Origin of the sequence: Paenarthrobacter nitroguajacolicus, assembly GCF_029952445.1 — a bacterium.
Taxonomy (GTDB): domain Bacteria; phylum Actinomycetota; class Actinomycetes; order Actinomycetales; family Micrococcaceae; genus Arthrobacter; species Arthrobacter nitroguajacolicus_B.
Map to the genome: position 1 here is coordinate 149,887 of NZ_JAQPPK010000001.1, position 16,427 is coordinate 166,313.

The following is a 16,427-nucleotide window of genomic DNA, read 5'->3' on the forward strand; positions in this document are numbered from 1 at the left end:
TTACGCTTCTCCTCTGATCATTCGAATAAAGAGTTCATGCACACGCTTCTCCCCTGTCACTTCCGGATGGAAGGAGGTGGCCAGCAAACGGCCTGAGCGCACTGCAACAATTCTAGCCACTCCATGCAAAGCATCCGTGTGGCTGGCGTGGCCCGGATCGACTTGTGCCAGGACTTCCACCTCCGGGCCTACCCACTCAACCCAGGGTCCGCGGATAAACACGGCGTGAACAGGGTCCACACCGTCCTGCCCGGCGCTGAAGTCAAGGCCCTTGAAATCAAGGTCCGTTTCGAAAGACTCCCGCTGGCGCCCGAAGGCATTGCGGCGGACGGTGATGTCCAGTCCACCGAAGGTCTGTTGCGGATTGCCTTGGAGGTCGGTGGCCGGGTCAGCAATCTCGTTGGCCAGGAGGATCATGCCTGCGCATGAACCATAGACCGGAAGGCCGCCGTCGATCCGTTGTTGAATGGGTTCGCGGAGTTCGAAGATGCGGGACAACTTGTCAATGGTGGTGGATTCGCCACCCGGGATGATCAGGCCGTCGATTTCGTCCAGCTCGGAGGGCCGGCGGATTCCCACGCCTGTTGCTCCCGCAGACTCCACTGCGTGGATGTGCTCACGGAAGTCGCCCTGGAGTGCCAGGACACCGATCCGGAGGCCTGAACCCACGCGTGATGAAGCGTCGGAAAGGGGGTTGGTCATTGGACCATCATAATGCTCCCGGCGCTTCGGACCGTTTTGGGCAAGGGCTTGCCTCCCGCCGCGACCGGGGTTCCATGCCTTGACTGGGATATATTACAGAGCATGCTTTCCTTCAGCGTTCCCCTCGGCAAGCTGGTCCGTACACTGTCCCGGCTTCGGGGTGGAGGGTCAGCGTTTCCCGGCCTGGTGGTCGAAAAAATCGATCCCCGCTTCATGCAGCGCACGCTGGCCTCACTGCCCCACGGCGTGGCCGTGGTCAGCGGCACCAACGGCAAGACCACCACTACCAAGATGGTGGTCGAACTCCTGGAAAGCCAGGGCCTGAAGGTGTTCACCAACCGCTCCGGCAGCAACTTCACGCGCGGCGTTGCCGCCTCATTGCTGGGTGAGGTGGATTGGCGGGGCCGCCTCGACGCCGACATCGCAATCCTGGAACTCGATGAAGCCCACGCCGTACATTTCGTCAACAAAGTGGCGCCCCGCTTCAGTCTCCTTCTGAACGTCCTCCGGGATCAGCTGGACCGTTTCGGTGAAATCGACAAAACCGCCCGGCTCCTGGAGCACATCGCTTCGAAGACAACGGATACCGTCGTCCTGAACCGCGAGGATCCGCGCGTCGCGCGCATCGCCAACACCATCAACGGCCTCGACGCCGTTCACCACCCCAGCGTCCGGTACTTCGGACTGGACGAATCGCTCCGCAGCACTTTCCCGAACGACGACGAGATGCGGACCGGAAGCGGCCCCTCACCGTCCGGGACCTCAGTAGCCGCAGCGCCCGGTGAGGCAGTCGAACTGCCCGATGCCGACGTCGTGCTCCGACGGGTAGGCGCCCAGGATGCCGACTTTGAATTCGACGGCGAGACCGTCACCACCACCATGAAGCTGCGCGGCGTCTACAACATCTTCAACGCCGCTGCGGCGTTGTCGCTTACGCGCGCGGTCCTGGGGACCGGACCCGTTGACACTCCGGGACTCGTCAAGGCCCTGGGCGATGTGGCTCCGGCGTTCGGCCGCGGCGAAAGCCTGACCGTTGACGGGCAACCGCTTGAATTGGTGCTGGTCAAGAACCCGAGCGGCTTCCGGCTTGGCCTCAAATCGTTCCCGGCCGGCGGCTACGCAACCATGATCGCGATCAATGACAACTACGCCGACGGCAGGGATATGTCATGGCTGTGGGACGTGGAATTCGAATCCCTGCGTGAGGACGGAGTTGAGGTCCTCACGGGTGTCCGGGCCTACGACATGGCCCTTCGCCTGCAGTACGACGACGTCCCCTTCGGCGTGGTGGAACCGGACATCACAGCCGCCCTGCGCACGTTCATCGACGGCTCGCGGGGTAAGCCCAAGCGCATTTTCTGCACCTACACATCAATGCTGGCCATCCGCCGCGAACTTGCCAAAATCACCATAGTTGAGGTGGTCTCATGACCTCGGAACCCCAGTCCCCGACCACACAGTCCACGGCATCACAGCCCAGCAAAGGCACCATCCGCGTTCTCCAGCTCTATCCGCGGGAAATGAACATCTACGGCGACTGGGGCAATGCCCTGGTCCTCAAGCAGCGGATCAAGTGGCACGGCTACACTCCGGAGCTGCTGGAGTACAACGTGGGCGACGATTTCCCGGACGACGTGGATATCGTGGTGGGCGGTGGCGGCCAGGACAGCGGTCAGCTGGTGATCCAGGATGACCTCCAGGCGCGTGCGGAACAGTTGCGGGAACTCGCCGAAAACGGCGCGCCCATGCTGGTGATCTGCGGCCTCTACCAGCTTTTCGGAAAGTTCTTCAAGACCAGCACGGGACCCACCATTCCCGGCATCGGCATCCTGGATGTTGAAACCCACGGTACGGATGAACGCCTGATCGGCAACGTGATCATGAAGTCCGACGAGTTTGGCGACATCATGGGCTACGAGAACCACAGCGGCCAGACCACCTTGGGTCCCGGCGTCGAACCTCTTGGCACCGTCACCAAAGGTGCGGGCAACAACAGCAAGGACGGCCATGAAGGCGCCCGCTACAACAACGTTGTAGCCAGCTACCTGCACGGTTCGCTGCTGCCGAAGAATCCGGCTATTGCAGACTTCCTGATCCGCACGGCCGCGGAACGCAAGTTCGGTACGTTCGTGCCGGGAGCTCCCGACGACGACTACGCCCGCCTCGCGCGCGAACACGCTGCCCGGCGTCCGCGCTAGGGGGTTACTTCTCCTTGGTGATCAGCAGTTCATGGGCGCCCGCCGTGGCGGCGCCCATGGACTCGACCACGGATTGGGTCCTCTGGCGGGTTTCCGCGTCCGCCGCGGGTGTGGCACACACGCCCTGCGGTGCGTCGCTGGCTACTGAACACCAGCGGTAAGGATCACGGACAATCACCGACGGCGCCCATGCCAGGTCCGAGGCAGTCCAGGTCCCTGCAGCATTTTGGCTGAACTGCGCCCTGACCAGCAGCCCTTCGTTGTTGACCACGTACCACGGCGACAACTCCGTGATGCCGTTCCCGAGTCCGTAGACGATCCACGTGCCTTTGTAGTTCTCGATGGGCAGCACCGAGTGGGTGTGGTGCCCATAGATCATGGTGAACTGGCCACTGTCCACAAGGGCGTGGGCCACCTCCTGCTGCTGGGCATTGGGTTCACTGGCGTATTCCTCGCCCGCATGCATGACGCCCAGGACGATGTCTGCGCCAAGCGCCTTCGCCTGGGTCGCTTTGGCAATCATGGTTGCGGGGTCCAGTTCGTCCACAAGCCACGGATACTCCGGAATCTGTCCGTTGTGTCCGTAGGTGCCCTCGATGACCGCCACTTTGGCCGACTCCGTTTGGAGCATCAGGATTTCCTTGGAGGCCGCTTCGGTCCGGTAGGAGCCGGTGTGCTTGAGCCCGGCAGCATCAAGGGCGTCCAGGGTCCTGAGCAGCCCTTCGGTGCCGCGGTCAATGGTGTGGTTGCTGGCGGTAGTGCAGGCTTGGTAGCCGATGTCCTTGGACGCTGTGACAATCTGCGGCGGAACGTTGAACGACGGGTACGCAGAGAAGGGCCCTTCCGGCGTGGCCACCGGGGTTTCCTGATGGCAGATGGCGAGGTCGCTGTTTCGGACGTAGCGCCGCTGGCCTTCGAGGAGAGGTACGAACGTGTACCCGGGCAGGCCGGCTGCAGCAGCGTCGGCGCGGGCCTGTTGCCATAACTGCGTATGGACCAGCATGTCTCCCGTCACCATGATCGAAGTGCAGCGGAGTTCCGCGCAGGCCGGCCCCTTACCCGGGGTCGGATTGGGTGCGGGCGTCCGTGTGGGCGTAGGTTCCGGTTGCACCGGGGCCGGGGCGGCACTGCTGCGGTTGGCGTCATCGTTCTCGGCGATGACGCCGCAGGCCCCCAGCGTCATCGCAAGGGCCAACGCCAGCGCAGGCAATGCCGCCCGCCGTGGGCGGATTGATCTCGTCGCAGATGTGAGATTCCCCATGATTTTCATCCTACGGCGAAGTCATGCTGAACCAGGCGTGCCGCTCTTGAGGACACGATTCTTACGTGAAAGAGTCACTTCATGACCAATCCCCTGCTTAGCCCCAGCCCTCTGCCATACGGCCTGCCGCCCTTTGGCGAAATTTCCTCCGGTCACTACGCCGAAGCTGTGGACAAGGGCCTGGCCGCGCAGTTGGAGGAGATCGGGGTCATCGTCGGAAACCCGGAGCCTGCGAATTTCGAGAACACCGCCGTGGCCATGGAGCGGTCGGGGCTTCTCCTGAACAGGGCTGCCGCGGCCTTCTTCACCCTGGTGTCGGCCGACGCAAACGAGGACATCAAAGCGCTCGAAACGGAACTCTCACCCAAGTTCTCAGCGCACCAGGATGCCGTGTACATGAACCGCGCCCTGTACGAACGCTTCGCAGCCATCGAGGTGGACGGCCTCGACGACGAATCTGCCCGCTTGGTGGAGGAGTACCTGAAGGAATTCCGCCAGTCGGGCGTTCAGCTCGACGACGCCGGACAAGACCGGCTTCGGGACATCAACGCCGAACTCTCACGGTTGGGAACCGCGTTTGGCCAGCAGGTCAAGGAGGCCATGAAGTCCTCGGCACTGCTTCTGGACGACGCCGCGGAGCTCGCCGGCATGACGGAGGAAGACATCGCAGGCGCTGCTGAAGCCGCCAACGCTGCGGGCCATGAAGGCAAATACCTGCTCACGTTAATCCAACCCAGCAACCAGCCTGCCCTCGCTGCCCTCGAGAATCCGGCCGTCCGGCGTCGCTTGTACGAGGCCTCCCTGGCCCGTGGCACCGATGGCGGCCCCTTGGACGTGCGGGATTTGGTGCTGGCCACGGTCCGGTTACGGGCAGAAAAGGCCGCGTTGTTGGGCTTCGCGAATTTTGCCGAGCTGGTGGTTGACCAACAAACCGCTCCAGGTTTCAGCGACGTGCAGGCGATGCTTGGCCGGTTGGCCCCCGCCGCAGTCCGCAATGCACAGCGCGAGGCCGAGGCCCTTGCCGGGTCAGCGGGGCGGGAACTGCAACCGTGGGACTGGGCCTACTATTCAGCCCGGGTCCGCAAGGAAAAGTTCGACGTGGATGTCCAAGCCCTGCGTCCGTACTTCTCATTGGACAACGTACTGCAGAACGGCGTCTTCCATGCCGCTACCGGACTCTATGGGATCACCTTCCATGAACGCGCCGACCTTCAGGGTTACCATCCCGACGTACGCGTGTGGGAGGTCCGCGGCGAAGATGGAAGTGCTCTGGGCCTCTTCCTCGGGGACTATTACACCAGGGAGACAAAGCGCGGAGGGGCCTGGATGAACTCCCTGGTGGAACAGTCCACCCTGCTGGACACCCGTCCGGTGGTGATCAACAACCTCAACATCACCAAACCCGCTCCCGGGGAGCCCACGCTTTTGACCCTGGACGAGGTCCGGACGGTATTCCACGAATTCGGCCATGCCCTGCACGGTCTTTTTTCCAATGTCAGGTATCCGCGGTTCTCAGGTACCTCAGTTCCCCGGGACTTCGTGGAGTACCCCTCACAGGTCAACGAAATGTGGATCATGTGGCCGGAGGTACTTGCCAACTACGCCAAGCATCACGCTACCGGGGAGCCCCTTCCCCAGGAGGTGGTAGGGAAGCTGAACGCCTCACACCTGTGGGGCGAAGGATTCGCGACCACCGAATACCTGGGAGCTGCACTGCTGGACCTGGCGTGGCACGTGCTGTCCCCGGAGGATGTGCCGGCGGATGTCCTGGCTTTCGAGGCTGCGGCGCTGGCTGGGGCCGGGATTGACCATCCGCTGGTGCCGCCGCGCTACCGCACTGGCTACTTCCAGCACATCTTCGCCGGAGCGGGCTACGCAGCCGGCTACTACTCCTATATTTGGAGCGAAGTGCTGGACGCCGACACAGTGGAGTGGTTCAAGGAAATCGGCGGACTGACCCGCGCCAACGGCGACCGCTTCAGGTTCGAACTGCTCTCACGGGGCAACAGCCGGGATCCCTTGGAGTCCTTCCGGCAGTTCCGCGGCCGCGACGCACGCCTGGAACCGCTGCTCAAGCGCCGGGGTTTGGAGTAACAACGACGCCGGGCCGGTCACCCCTGAAGGTAACCGGCCCGGCGTCGAACTGCTTTTGCTGCTACCAGCCGCGCTCTGCGAGGCGGTGGGGCTGCGGGATTTCGTCGACGTTGATGCCGACCATTGCCTCGCCCAGGCCGCGGGAGACCTTGGCGATAACGTCAGGATCGTCGTAGAACGTGGTGGCCTTGACGACGGCGGCGGCGCGCTCTGCGGGGTTGCCGGACTTGAAGATACCGGAACCGACGAACACGCCATCGGCGCCGAGCTGCATCATCATCGCAGCATCAGCCGGGGTTGCGATGCCACCGGCGGTGAACAGCACTACCGGCAGCTTGCCCGTGGCGGCGATTTCCTTGACGAGTTCGTACGGGGCCTGCAGTTCCTTGGCCGCGACATACAGCTCGTCCTCGGGAAGGGCAGCGAGCTTGGCGATCTCAGCGCGGATCTTGCGCATGTGACCGGTCGCGTTGGACACATCGCCGGTACCGGCCTCGCCCTTGGAACGGATCATGGCCGCGCCCTCGTTGATGCGGCGCAACGCCTCACCAAGGTTCGTGGCACCACACACGAACGGAACGGTGAAGTTCCACTTGTCGATGTGGTTGACGTAGTCGGCCGGGGTCAGGACCTCGGACTCGTCGATGTAGTCAACACCGAGGGACTGCAGAACCTGCGCCTCGACGAAGTGGCCGATGCGGGCCTTGGCCATCACCGGGATGGACACAGCGGCAATGATCTGATCGATCATGTCGGGATCGGACATGCGGGACACGCCACCCTGGGCGCGGATGTCGGCCGGAACACGCTCGAGGGCCATCACGGCGACAGCACCGGCGTCCTCGGCGATGCGGGCCTGCTCGACGTTAACGACGTCCATAATGACGCCGCCCTTGAGCATCTCAGCCATGCCCCGCTTGACGCGGCTGCTGCCCGTGACGCTGTTCGCGGACGAACCGGCGTCGTTGCTTACATCTGGTGTAGACACAAAAACCCCTATGGGTAGATAAACGACCTTACTGCCGGAGGCACACGCAGCCACACGACCGCAATCAGCGCACACCGGGTTTTCAGGTCAAGGTGACCAAGTACTAGTAATAGTAGTCGCAGGTTGCAGGGCGGCAGTACATTCATTACTGCCCCGAAGGGCAACAAACCCGGTTGTGGTAGGACAGCTGCACAATCGGCGGCACCCGAATCTGGTCAGATGCCAGTTCCCTCGGCTTCAGCCATGGCCTGCCTGTGCACGGTGGCCATTCTTTGGACTACCGTGACCACACTGGCCAGGGCCAGCAGAACCAACGTTGCGAACAGCACCACTGGTGGAAGTCCCAATCCCGTAAGCCCGGTAATCAGCAACACCGACGCCAGCCGCTCGGCGCGTTCGGCAAGTCCGACGCTGGCGTGGTAGCCGAGCGATTCCGCTTTCGCCCGCGCATAGGACACCACCATGCCCAGGACCAGGCAAACCACGGCCGCAGCCCCGATTGCAGTGTCCCGGCCCCCGGTAAAGAACCAAATGGTGAGGCCCGCAAAGATTGCGCCGTCGGCCAACCGGTCCAGCGTCGAATCGAGGAAATTTCCCCACCCTCCGCTGCGTCCCTGCAGCCGTGCCATGATTCCATCCACCACATCAGAGAACGCGAAGAAGGCAACAACCACCGAACCCCACCACAGATGGCCCAAGGGGTAGAGGATGAGGCCACCGAGGATGACACCCGCAGTTCCCGCTATGGTGACGGCGTCAGGTGACACGCCGATCCGCAGGAGCCAACGCGCCAACGGGGTAAAGAGTGAGGTGAAGAAGCCGCGCGCATGCTTATTGAGCATTCGACTCCCCCGGCCAGGCTTCGGCCACGAGCTTGCGGACCTCGTCAAGGGTCTGCGTAATGGCTTTGGTCTGGGCGATGATGGGAAAGAAATTGCCGTCCCCGCCCCAGCGCGGAACTACGTGCTGGTGGAGGTGGGCTGCGATGCCCGCGCCGCCTGTGACGCCTTGGTTCATACCCAGGTTGAAGCCGCTCGGGTTCGAAACCTTCCGGAGCACGCGCATGGCCGTCTGGGTGAGATCAGCGAACTCTGCCGTCTCTTCGACCGTGATGTCCGTGTAATCGGGAACGTGGCGGTAGGGGCAGATCAGCAGGTGGCCCGGGTTGTAGGGGAAAAGATTGAGCACCACATAGCAGGTCTTTCCCCGGTAGACGATCAACGATTCCTCGTCCGAGCGGGTGGGTCCTACGCAGAACGGGCAGTCATCCTTGTTCTTGAATTGATCCTGCCCACCCTTGATGTAGGCCATCCGGTGCGGAGTCCACAGGCGCTGAAACGCATCCGGAACGCCTGCGAGTCCGAAATCATCGGTTACGTCTGCGTCGCCCGGAAAGTCAGCTGCCGCGCCTGTGTTCTCCTGCACCGTCACTGTTTCCGTTCCGTCAGCTCTCGCGGTTCTTCACGGCGTCGACGATCCGGCGGACCGCCTCGGCTACAGGGACACCGTTGTCTTGGCTGCCATCGCGGAAGCGGAATGATACGGCGCCTGCTTCGGCGTCTTCACCACCGGCAATAAGCACAAAGGGAATCTTGTCCTTGCTTGCGGTACGGATCTTCTTGGGGAAACGATCCGAGGAGATGTCCACCTCGGCGCGGATGCCTGCAGCCTTAAGCTGCCCGACGACGTCGAACATGTAGTCGTTGAACGCCTCAGCTACGGGGATGCCCACCACCTGGACGGGGGCAAGCCATGCCGGGAAAGCCCCGGCATAGTGCTCCGTGAGGACGCCCATGAAGCGTTCCACCGAGCCGAAGAGGGCCCGGTGGATCATCACGGGGCGTTGACGCGTTCCGTCGGCCGCCTGGTACTCCAGTTCGAAGCGCTCGGGCAGGTTGAAGTCCAGCTGGATGGTGGACATTTGCCAGGTCCGTCCCAGGGCATCCTTGGCCTGAACCGAGATCTTGGGGCCATAGAAGGCTGCTCCACCCGGATCCGGAACCAGCTCCAGCCCGGAAGCGGCCGCAACTTCGGAAAGGGTGCGGGTGGCTTCTTCCCAAGCGGCATCATCACCAACGAACTTCTCTTCGTTCTTGGTGGAGAGCTCCAGGTAGAAGTCATCCAGGCCGTAGTCCTTGAGCAGACCGAGGACGAAGTTCAGCGTAGTGGTGAGCTCGTCCTTCATCTGCTCGCGGGTGCAGTAGATGTGGGCATCGTCCTGTGTCATGCCACGCACGCGTGTCAGCCCGTGCACAACGCCGGACTTCTCGTAGCGGTACACCGAGCCGAATTCGAAAAGGCGCAGGGGAAGCTCGCGGTAGGACCGGCCTCGTGAGCGGAAGATCAGGTTGTGCATGGGGCAGTTCATGGGCTTCAGGTAGTAATCCTGGGCCGGCTTGCGCACTGTGCCGTCTTCGTTGAATTCGGCATCCACCTGCATGGCGGGGAACATGCCGTCCTTGTACCAGTCAAGGTGGCCGGAAACCTCGTAGAGGTGCCCCTTGGTGATGTGCGGCGTGTAGACAAACTCGTAGCCGGCGTCCACGTGGCGCTGGCGCGAGTAGTCCTCCATCTCCTTGCGGATGATGCCACCCTTGGGGTGGAACACCGGAAGGCCGGAACCAAGTTCATCCGGGAAGGAGAAGAGGTCCAGCTCGACACCAAGCTTGCGGTGGTCGCGGCGCTCAGCTTCTGCGATGCGCTCCTGGTAAGCCTTGAGGGCTTCCTTGGTGGGCCACGCGGTTCCATAAATGCGCTGCAGCTGCTGGTTGTTCTGGTTGCCCAACCAGTAGGCAGACGAGGAACGGGTCAGCGCGAAGGCGTTGGAGATGATCTTGGTGTTGGGCAGGTGCGGGCCACGGCAAAGATCGCACCAGACGCTGTCTCCGCTCTTGCGGTCGACGTTGTCGTAGATAGTGATGTCGCCTGCGCCGACTTCAACGTTGACGCCTTCAGCAGCGTCGGCGGCGTCGTTCTTCTTGCCGAGCAGTTCGAGCTTGTAGGGCTCGTTGGCCATGGCGTGGCGGGCTTCTTCTTCAGTGACCACGCGGCGGACGAACTTCTGGTTCTGGTTGATGATTTTCTGCATCATCTTTTCCAGTTGGCGCAGGTCTTCCGGGGTGAATGGCTCAGCGACGTCGAAGTCGAAGTAGAAACCGTCAGTGATGTAGGGGCCGATACCAAGCTTGGCGTCGGGGCGCAATTGCTGCACGGCCTGTGCCATGACGTGTGCGGTGGAGTGGCGGAGCACGTTGAGTCCATCGGGAGATTCGATGGTGACGCCTTCGACGTCGGCGTCTGCCGGGAGAACCTGGTCCAGGTCCTTCAGTTCGCCATTGACGCGGGCTACAACAACGTCGCGGCGCTCGAAGAAGAGTTCCGCGCCGGTAGTCCCTTCCGTCACCTTTGTCTCTTCGCCATCGACGATGAGGGTGATCTGTTGGGCATCTGACACGGGTGTCTCCTATTCATGGTTGAGGCTTCATAGCTTGTGGCGTACGGGGACCACAGCCAGCCACCGTCAATCGTATCCGTTCCAGCGAGGGCGGCCAAAGCAGCGCGCCGGGCCACGATCCCGGGGCGTTCAGCTTCCAAGACCAGTTATGGCAAGGTTCCTTGCAATGCCATGAAGAGGTCCGTGATGCGTGTACTCGTCAGGTGGCATCTCTTCGCCACGGATGATTTCCGAGTAAGGCAACGTTTCAGGCCGGCCCAGGTCCCATGCCTTGCTTGCACTGAGGCTGATGCCTTTGGGACCTGTCCTCCTGGTGGTTCCACGGATCAGCAGCAGGCGGGTACCGAACAGCAGCGGCCCTGACTCTTCCTGGGCTTCGTGGAAGAAAACCGAGTCCACGCACCCAGTGCCGTCGTCGATGCTGATGAAGACAACCCGCCGGCCACCGCGCATGGGCGGGGTTTGGGTGGCAATGCGCACCCCGGCCACCAGGACCTCCGTTCCGTTGCGCAGCCCAAGGAGCTTGTCGGCCGTTGTGACCCCCAATTTTGCCAACAGGGGACGGTGGCTCTCCATCAGGTGCTCACTGACATCCACGGCCATGAGATCCAACTCTGCCCTGACATTTTCGACCATCGTGGGTGGAGGAAGCTCTGGGGCAATGTTCCTTAGCTCGACATCGCCCAGCGCAAACGACAACTGCCCTTCAATGATGCCGTTCGGTTTCTTCGAAGGACTGCTTTGCAGTGCTTGAAGATGCTGGACAAGGTCTGCCCTGTTGGCTTTTCCGCCAGAGTCTTTATGCAGGGCATCGAAGGCACCCAGTTGGGCAAGTCTTTTGATGTTTGGCTTGCTCACTCTGGCCCGTGTCCGGAGATCGGCCAAGGAATCGAATGGCTGGCCCGCAACGATTCTCTTCAGTTCAGCCCCTGAGAGCCCATATATCCCCGACAGGCTCAACCTGATGCCAAGCCTGCCACTGTCAGGTCCTTCAAGGATCTTCTCCACCCTGTACTCAGCCTGGCTCCGGTTGATGTCCAGGGGCAGGATGGGAATGCCGAGCCGCCGGGCTTCAGCCACCAGTAAGCGCTTCGGGTACATTCCGGGATCGTGCTCCCATAACCCTGCAAGGAAGGCTTCCGGATGGTGGGCTTTGAGCCACGCCGACTGGTAGGTGGGAACAGCAAAAGCAGCCCCGTGGGCCTTGCAAAAGCCAAAGCTGCCGAAGGCCTTCAGGGTCCCCCATACCTTGTCCACCACCTCGGGCGAGTAGTTCCTAATGGCTTTACTACGAAAGTATTTCTCCACCTCGGGTTCACGGATTTCATCCCCGAGTGCCCTCCGGAATTCATCCGCCCTTGCCAGTCCGCAACCGGTCATGACATCGAAGGTCTTGAGTATCTGTTCATGGAAAACTGTCACGCCATGGGTTTCCTGCAACACGGGCTTGAGATCCGGATGCGGATATACCTCCGGCGCAAAACCATGCCTGTGCTCAAGGAAGGGGCGCACCATATCGGACTTCATGGGCCCGGGGCGGAACAACGAAATATCGATGATGAGGTCGTTGAATTCGCGTGGGGCCATTTTCCCAATGAGCTCCCGCTGGCCGGGAGACTCAATCTGGAAACACCCCAAGGTATGGGTACTTCGAATCAGCTCAAAAGTGGGCTCGTCGTCGAAAGGAACGGCGTTGAGGTCAATCCTTCCGTCGTCGGCGATGTAATCAGGCCCCGAGCCATTTGGTCCCACCGCGTGATTTCCTGCTGTAACCACCTCCGCCTTGGATGGATGCAGCCGGATCACTTCCCGTACCGCGAAGGCCATCGCGCTTTGCATCCGTACGCCCAGGACATCCAGCTTGAGCATGCCCATGGGATCCATGTCATGTTTGTCGAACTGGCTCATGGGCAACCCAAGGCCACTGGGCTGGACCGGAGTCCGGTCAAGGAGGGTGGTGTCCCCGAGGATCACCCCACAGGGGTGCATGGAGATATGTCTGGGTAATCTGTCCAGCCGTTCGGTCAGGTCCACCAGAAGATCGAGCTGCTGGTTTTCCTCCATTCCTCCACGCTCCACCCGGCCGGCAAAGTCACGTAGTTCCGGCTTCTCCACCAGCGCTTCACGGAACTTCCTTGCCGAGAACCGCCAGAGCTGCTTGGCGATATCGCTGACTTCCCCTTCGTCCATTCCCAAGGCCATGCCGGCATCCCTGACAGCACCGCGGGCACGGTACCCGTTTTGCATGCTCATGAGGGTGACCCGTTCGGCCCCGAACCGGTCGAAGATCTTCCGGTAGACATTGTGGCGTTCCGCGCTTTCGACGTCGATGTCAATGTCAGGAAGCGTGGAACGGCGTCCGGAAAGAAACCGCTCAAAAATAAGATCGTGGCGGATGGGATCAACCTGGCTGATATCGATCAGATAATTGACCAGGCTTGAGGCGCCTGAGCCGCGCGCCGCAACCCTGACCCCCATATCAAGGATCATCCTTGATACTTCAGCCACAGTGAGGAAGTAGGAGCCAAAGCCGAGCCTGCCGATGATTCCCAGTTCGTGGTCCAGCCGCGAGCGCATCCGGGTTTCCTCGTCGCCGGTGATGCCGGGGAACCGTTTGGTGATTCCTGCTTGGCAGCGTTGGGCAAGTTCCATCATGGGGTCGTTGTCGATGCCGATGATGGAGGCCTCGGGAACCACGGGTTTTTTCCATCCCATGTCCAGGATGGGGTCGATGCGGCATTTGTCTGCGAGCGCTTCTGTGTTGGCCAGCAGCTTGTTGAGGTCGGCTTGGCCCAGGCCTGCGGCGTTGATGATTTCCTTGCCGAGCTGGAGCATGTGGCGGGGACTCTTCAACCAGCCCTGCCCTGTTGGTTGGAGAAGGCCGGTTGGTTGAAGCATGGGGGCGTTCGAGAGTTCAGGGAGTGATTTCAGGGTTCGTGCTGAGTCCAGGACGTCGGCTGTTGCCGCTCCGTCCTGGGCGCAGTAGCGCACGGCGTTGCTGAGGATGGCCGGAACGTTGTACTCGAGGGCGAGCTTCAGCATGCGGACCGCATGGGCTGTACTGAGGGGCTCTCCAGGGGCGCTGAGGTGGGAAACGGTCTCGGCCACGATGGTCCCTGGCGGCATGGCGTCGATCCATTGCTTGAAGAGGGTCCTTGGCCGCAAGTATTTGCGTCCGCCCATGGCCCTGCCTACATCCGAGTCAGGTCCGATCATCACGGTGAGAACAGGTTTGAGGGTCTTTGGGTCCAGGGTTCTGGAGGCCAATTCCCCTCGGGTTACGGCAACGGGGATTGCTCCACCGGCTTTTCCCGAGGTGCGCGCATGGGCATCTGACACCAAGCGGCACAGTGCCCGGTAGCCGGCGCCGTTGTTATGGCCGTGGGCCAGTACGACGACGCGGCCCGCGACTTGGGTGCGGTGGTCGCCGTCGTCGTCGAAGACTGCCAGGTCAACGCCGACGACGGGGTCGATACCAGCGTCCATGCAGGCTTTGAGGTGCTTGACGGTCCCGTAGAGGCCGTCGCGGTCCGTGCAGGCGAGCGCCGTGGCTCCATCTGATGCGGCGGTTTGGGCCAGCTCGTCGGGCCAGGAGACACCGTAGTGTGCGCTGAAGGCTGTTGAAACGTGCAGGTGGGTAAAGCTCAAGGTTCACGCTGCTTCGTCGGGCTCGACGGCACGGGCCGGTGCGGCGTCGTGGATTCGAAGAAGCCTCCACCGCCCACTGCCTACATGCCTGACAAGGTCAAGGGTGATGGTTTCGCCGGCATTGTGCTCCGACTGCTGTGGCTGAAGCTGTACGCGCCAGATCTCGTGGTCTACCAGGCCGGCACCGGCGCCGATGGGTGCACGGTTTTCTTCCACCCACCATTGGCGCCGTTCGAACCAACGCACGGGTTCATCGGTGACGGTGTAGTGCGTCCCTTTCCAATGGACTGCTTGTGGCTGGCCTGTTTCCGTGCAGATCACTCCGACGGACTCGCTGAACAGCCCCATTTCACACCTCATTACGCCGGTCCGGATTGATTCGAAAGTATGTTCGAATAAATCCAGTTTACGCCGACGTCCGGGCAAAACCTACTTCGAAGTTCCTGCCTGTGCAGAAGCCTTCGACACCCGCTTTCCGACCTGCCTGAGCAGGCCATCACGCCAAGGCTGCATGCCTTGGGCCAGTGCAATGCTCCCCATAAGGGACGAGGCGAGCCGGAGCTGCTGGGTGCGCAGGACGCGCTTTTTGTTGTAGGCGGCAAGCGCTTCATCCAGGGGCTGATCATTGAGCAGGTTCCCCAATGCCACTGCGTCGATAAGTGCTTCGCAGGCACCCCTGCCCAGATTGGGCGTCATGGCGTGGCCGGCATCCCCTACCAGCACCACATTGCCGCGTGAGTAGCGGGCAAGGGGCGGGGTGGTCCAGATGCGCTGCGCCAAGGACTTCTCCGGTGAGGCCTGGGCCAGTACGTTCTTCACGGCTTCGGAGTATCCGGCATAGCGGCGGCGGGTCACTTCAAGCGCTTCGGAGACATCTACCTTCCCAGGCCCAAGGTCGGAGCGGTAGGAGGCATACCAATTGCTTCCCCCTCCGGCCGGCGCAAGGCCGAAGATTTCTCCGCGACCCCAGTATTCGCCAACGTCCCCGGGAGCAGGCGAACCCGGCACGACTCCCCTGACAGCGAGGAACGGGGTGGGCCGGGCGGCGCTCCGCTGCCCCCAATGCGCCCGCCGGACCACGCTGTTGACCCCGTCCGCCCCCACGGTGAGCCATGCGCCATCCGGGGCATGGTCAACCCTTCCAAGCACACGCGTCACCGAACCCGGCACCGCAGTGTCAAGAAGCCTCAACAGTTCGGGCCGGGACACGCCAACAAGACCTCGCCCTTCCATGGCCAACTGCGCTTCACCCGCGGGGCTTCGCAGCGCTCCGGCTGTGATGATGGATCCCCGGCTCCGCACGGCACCCAGGATCCCAATTTCGGACAAGGCGCGTTGGGCCCCGGGCCACATGGCCAGCGTCGTTCCCACCGCGGGAAGTTCGGGCCTCTGCTCATACACAGTGACGTCGAATTGCCCGGGATCCAGCCGTGCTGCGAGCGCCAGGCCTGCAATACCACCGCCGATGATGTTCACCTTTTTCATGCCCACACTGTACTACTACATTTGTAGTAACGATAGGGAGTGAAGCTAGACTTTGGCCATGCCCGACCGCCGAACCCAGTTGGCCGACGCCGCTCTCGCCGTCGTCGCTGCCCAGGGCCTAAAAGGACTTACCCACCGTGCCGTCGACGCCCAGGCCGGTGTCGCCGTCGGAACCACCTCCAACTACTTCCGTAACCGCGCCGCACTGGTAGCTGCCGCCGTCGACCGCGTTGAAGAGCTGGACACCCTCCTGCTTCAGGAGGGTCGGATGGAACTGCCGACGTCGGTGGCATCCTTGGCGGAGCAGATCGCCGGAGCGGTCATGGGCCTCGCGAAGGAAAACGCAGGACTGACCCGGGCGCGTTTCGTCTTCGCCCTCGACCAGCCTGCAGTGGTGGCTGCCGGCCATGAAAGGCTGGTCTCAGCGTTGGCGCAGCTTCTCGAAAGCATGGGAGTACCCGAGTCCAGGGCACGCGCAGAAGCCGTATCGGACTACTGCGACGGCCTTGTCCTGCACCTGCTGACCGCCCGGCAAGGACAGGATTTCGACAAGGCAGCGGTGGCACGCAGCATCCAACGACTCCTGGAAGGATGAAC

The 16,427-nt window shown here is 62.1% G+C and carries 13 protein-coding genes; 4 read left to right on the top strand and 9 right to left on the bottom strand.

From position 1 onward, the window contains the following. Positions 1–702, bottom strand: coding sequence for a pyridoxal 5'-phosphate synthase glutaminase subunit PdxT (gene pdxT, locus PJL15_RS00760; RefSeq protein ID WP_281449312.1), 702 nt, complete (start codon positions 700–702; stop codon positions 1–3). 102 nt (positions 703–804) lie between these two features. Here pdxT and PJL15_RS00765 point away from each other — a divergent pair, with 102 nt between their 5' ends. Next, complete coding sequence (locus PJL15_RS00765; RefSeq protein ID WP_281449313.1) at positions 805–2,133, top strand: Mur ligase family protein; 1,329 nt, start codon at positions 805–807, stop codon at positions 2,131–2,133. Next, the gene (locus tag PJL15_RS00770) at positions 2,130–2,900 is read left to right on the top strand and encodes a type 1 glutamine amidotransferase (protein ID WP_281449314.1); all 771 of its coding nucleotides are present in this window, start codon (positions 2,130–2,132) and stop codon (positions 2,898–2,900) included. Before PJL15_RS00765 ends, PJL15_RS00770 begins: the two co-directional genes overlap by 4 nt. A 4-nt stretch (positions 2,901–2,904) precedes the next feature. Here the strand turns inward: PJL15_RS00770 and PJL15_RS00775 are convergent, their stop codons facing one another. Continuing rightward, the gene (locus tag PJL15_RS00775; RefSeq protein WP_281449315.1) at positions 2,905–4,170 is read right to left on the bottom strand and encodes a CapA family protein; all 1,266 of its coding nucleotides are present in this window, start codon (positions 4,168–4,170) and stop codon (positions 2,905–2,907) included. 72 nt (positions 4,171–4,242) lie between these two features. Here PJL15_RS00775 and PJL15_RS00780 point away from each other — a divergent pair, with 72 nt between their 5' ends. Continuing rightward, positions 4,243–6,255, top strand: coding sequence for a M3 family metallopeptidase (locus PJL15_RS00780; protein WP_281449316.1), 2,013 nt, complete (start codon positions 4,243–4,245; stop codon positions 6,253–6,255). Between the two features lie 61 nt (positions 6,256–6,316). Here the strand turns inward: PJL15_RS00780 and pdxS are convergent, their stop codons facing one another. The 7 genes from pdxS to PJL15_RS00815 all read right to left on the bottom strand — a co-directional run bounded on the left by pdxS (position 6,317) and on the right by PJL15_RS00815 (position 15,830). Continuing rightward, positions 6,317–7,243, bottom strand: a complete 927-nt coding sequence (gene pdxS, locus PJL15_RS00785; RefSeq protein ID WP_281449317.1) for a pyridoxal 5'-phosphate synthase lyase subunit PdxS — start codon at positions 7,241–7,243, stop codon at positions 6,317–6,319. Positions 7,244–7,458: 215 nt separating this feature from the next. Next, on the bottom strand, positions 7,459–8,085 hold the full coding sequence (gene pgsA, locus PJL15_RS00790; RefSeq protein ID WP_281449318.1) for a phosphatidylinositol phosphate synthase: 627 nt from the start codon (positions 8,083–8,085) through the stop codon (positions 7,459–7,461). After that, positions 8,075–8,668 (bottom strand): HIT family protein, encoded by a 594-nt coding sequence (locus PJL15_RS00795; RefSeq protein WP_281449319.1) that lies wholly within the window; start codon positions 8,666–8,668, stop codon positions 8,075–8,077. The genes pgsA and PJL15_RS00795 overlap by 11 nt, the downstream gene beginning before the upstream one ends. A 19-nt stretch (positions 8,669–8,687) precedes the next feature. Further along, positions 8,688–10,697, bottom strand: a complete 2,010-nt coding sequence (gene thrS, locus PJL15_RS00800; protein ID WP_281449320.1) for a threonine--tRNA ligase — start codon at positions 10,695–10,697, stop codon at positions 8,688–8,690. Positions 10,698–10,826: 129 nt separating this feature from the next. Further along, complete coding sequence (locus PJL15_RS00805; protein ID WP_281449321.1) at positions 10,827–14,345, bottom strand: DNA polymerase III subunit alpha; 3,519 nt, start codon at positions 14,343–14,345, stop codon at positions 10,827–10,829. A 3-nt stretch (positions 14,346–14,348) separates the two neighbouring features. After that, positions 14,349–14,693, bottom strand: coding sequence for a DUF6504 family protein (locus PJL15_RS00810; protein ID WP_281449322.1), 345 nt, complete (start codon positions 14,691–14,693; stop codon positions 14,349–14,351). An 81-nt stretch (positions 14,694–14,774) separates the two neighbouring features. Beyond that, positions 14,775–15,830 (bottom strand): FAD-dependent monooxygenase, encoded by a 1,056-nt coding sequence (locus PJL15_RS00815; RefSeq protein WP_281449323.1) that lies wholly within the window; start codon positions 15,828–15,830, stop codon positions 14,775–14,777. Positions 15,831–15,888: 58 nt separating this feature from the next. On the opposite strand from PJL15_RS00815, the gene PJL15_RS00820 reads away from it, so the two are divergent. Further along, positions 15,889–16,425 carry a TetR/AcrR family transcriptional regulator gene (locus PJL15_RS00820; RefSeq protein ID WP_281449324.1) on the top strand — a complete coding sequence of 179 codons (537 nt, stop codon included), beginning with the start codon at positions 15,889–15,891 and terminating at the stop codon, positions 16,423–16,425. The last annotated feature ends 2 nt before the right edge of the window (positions 16,426–16,427 follow it).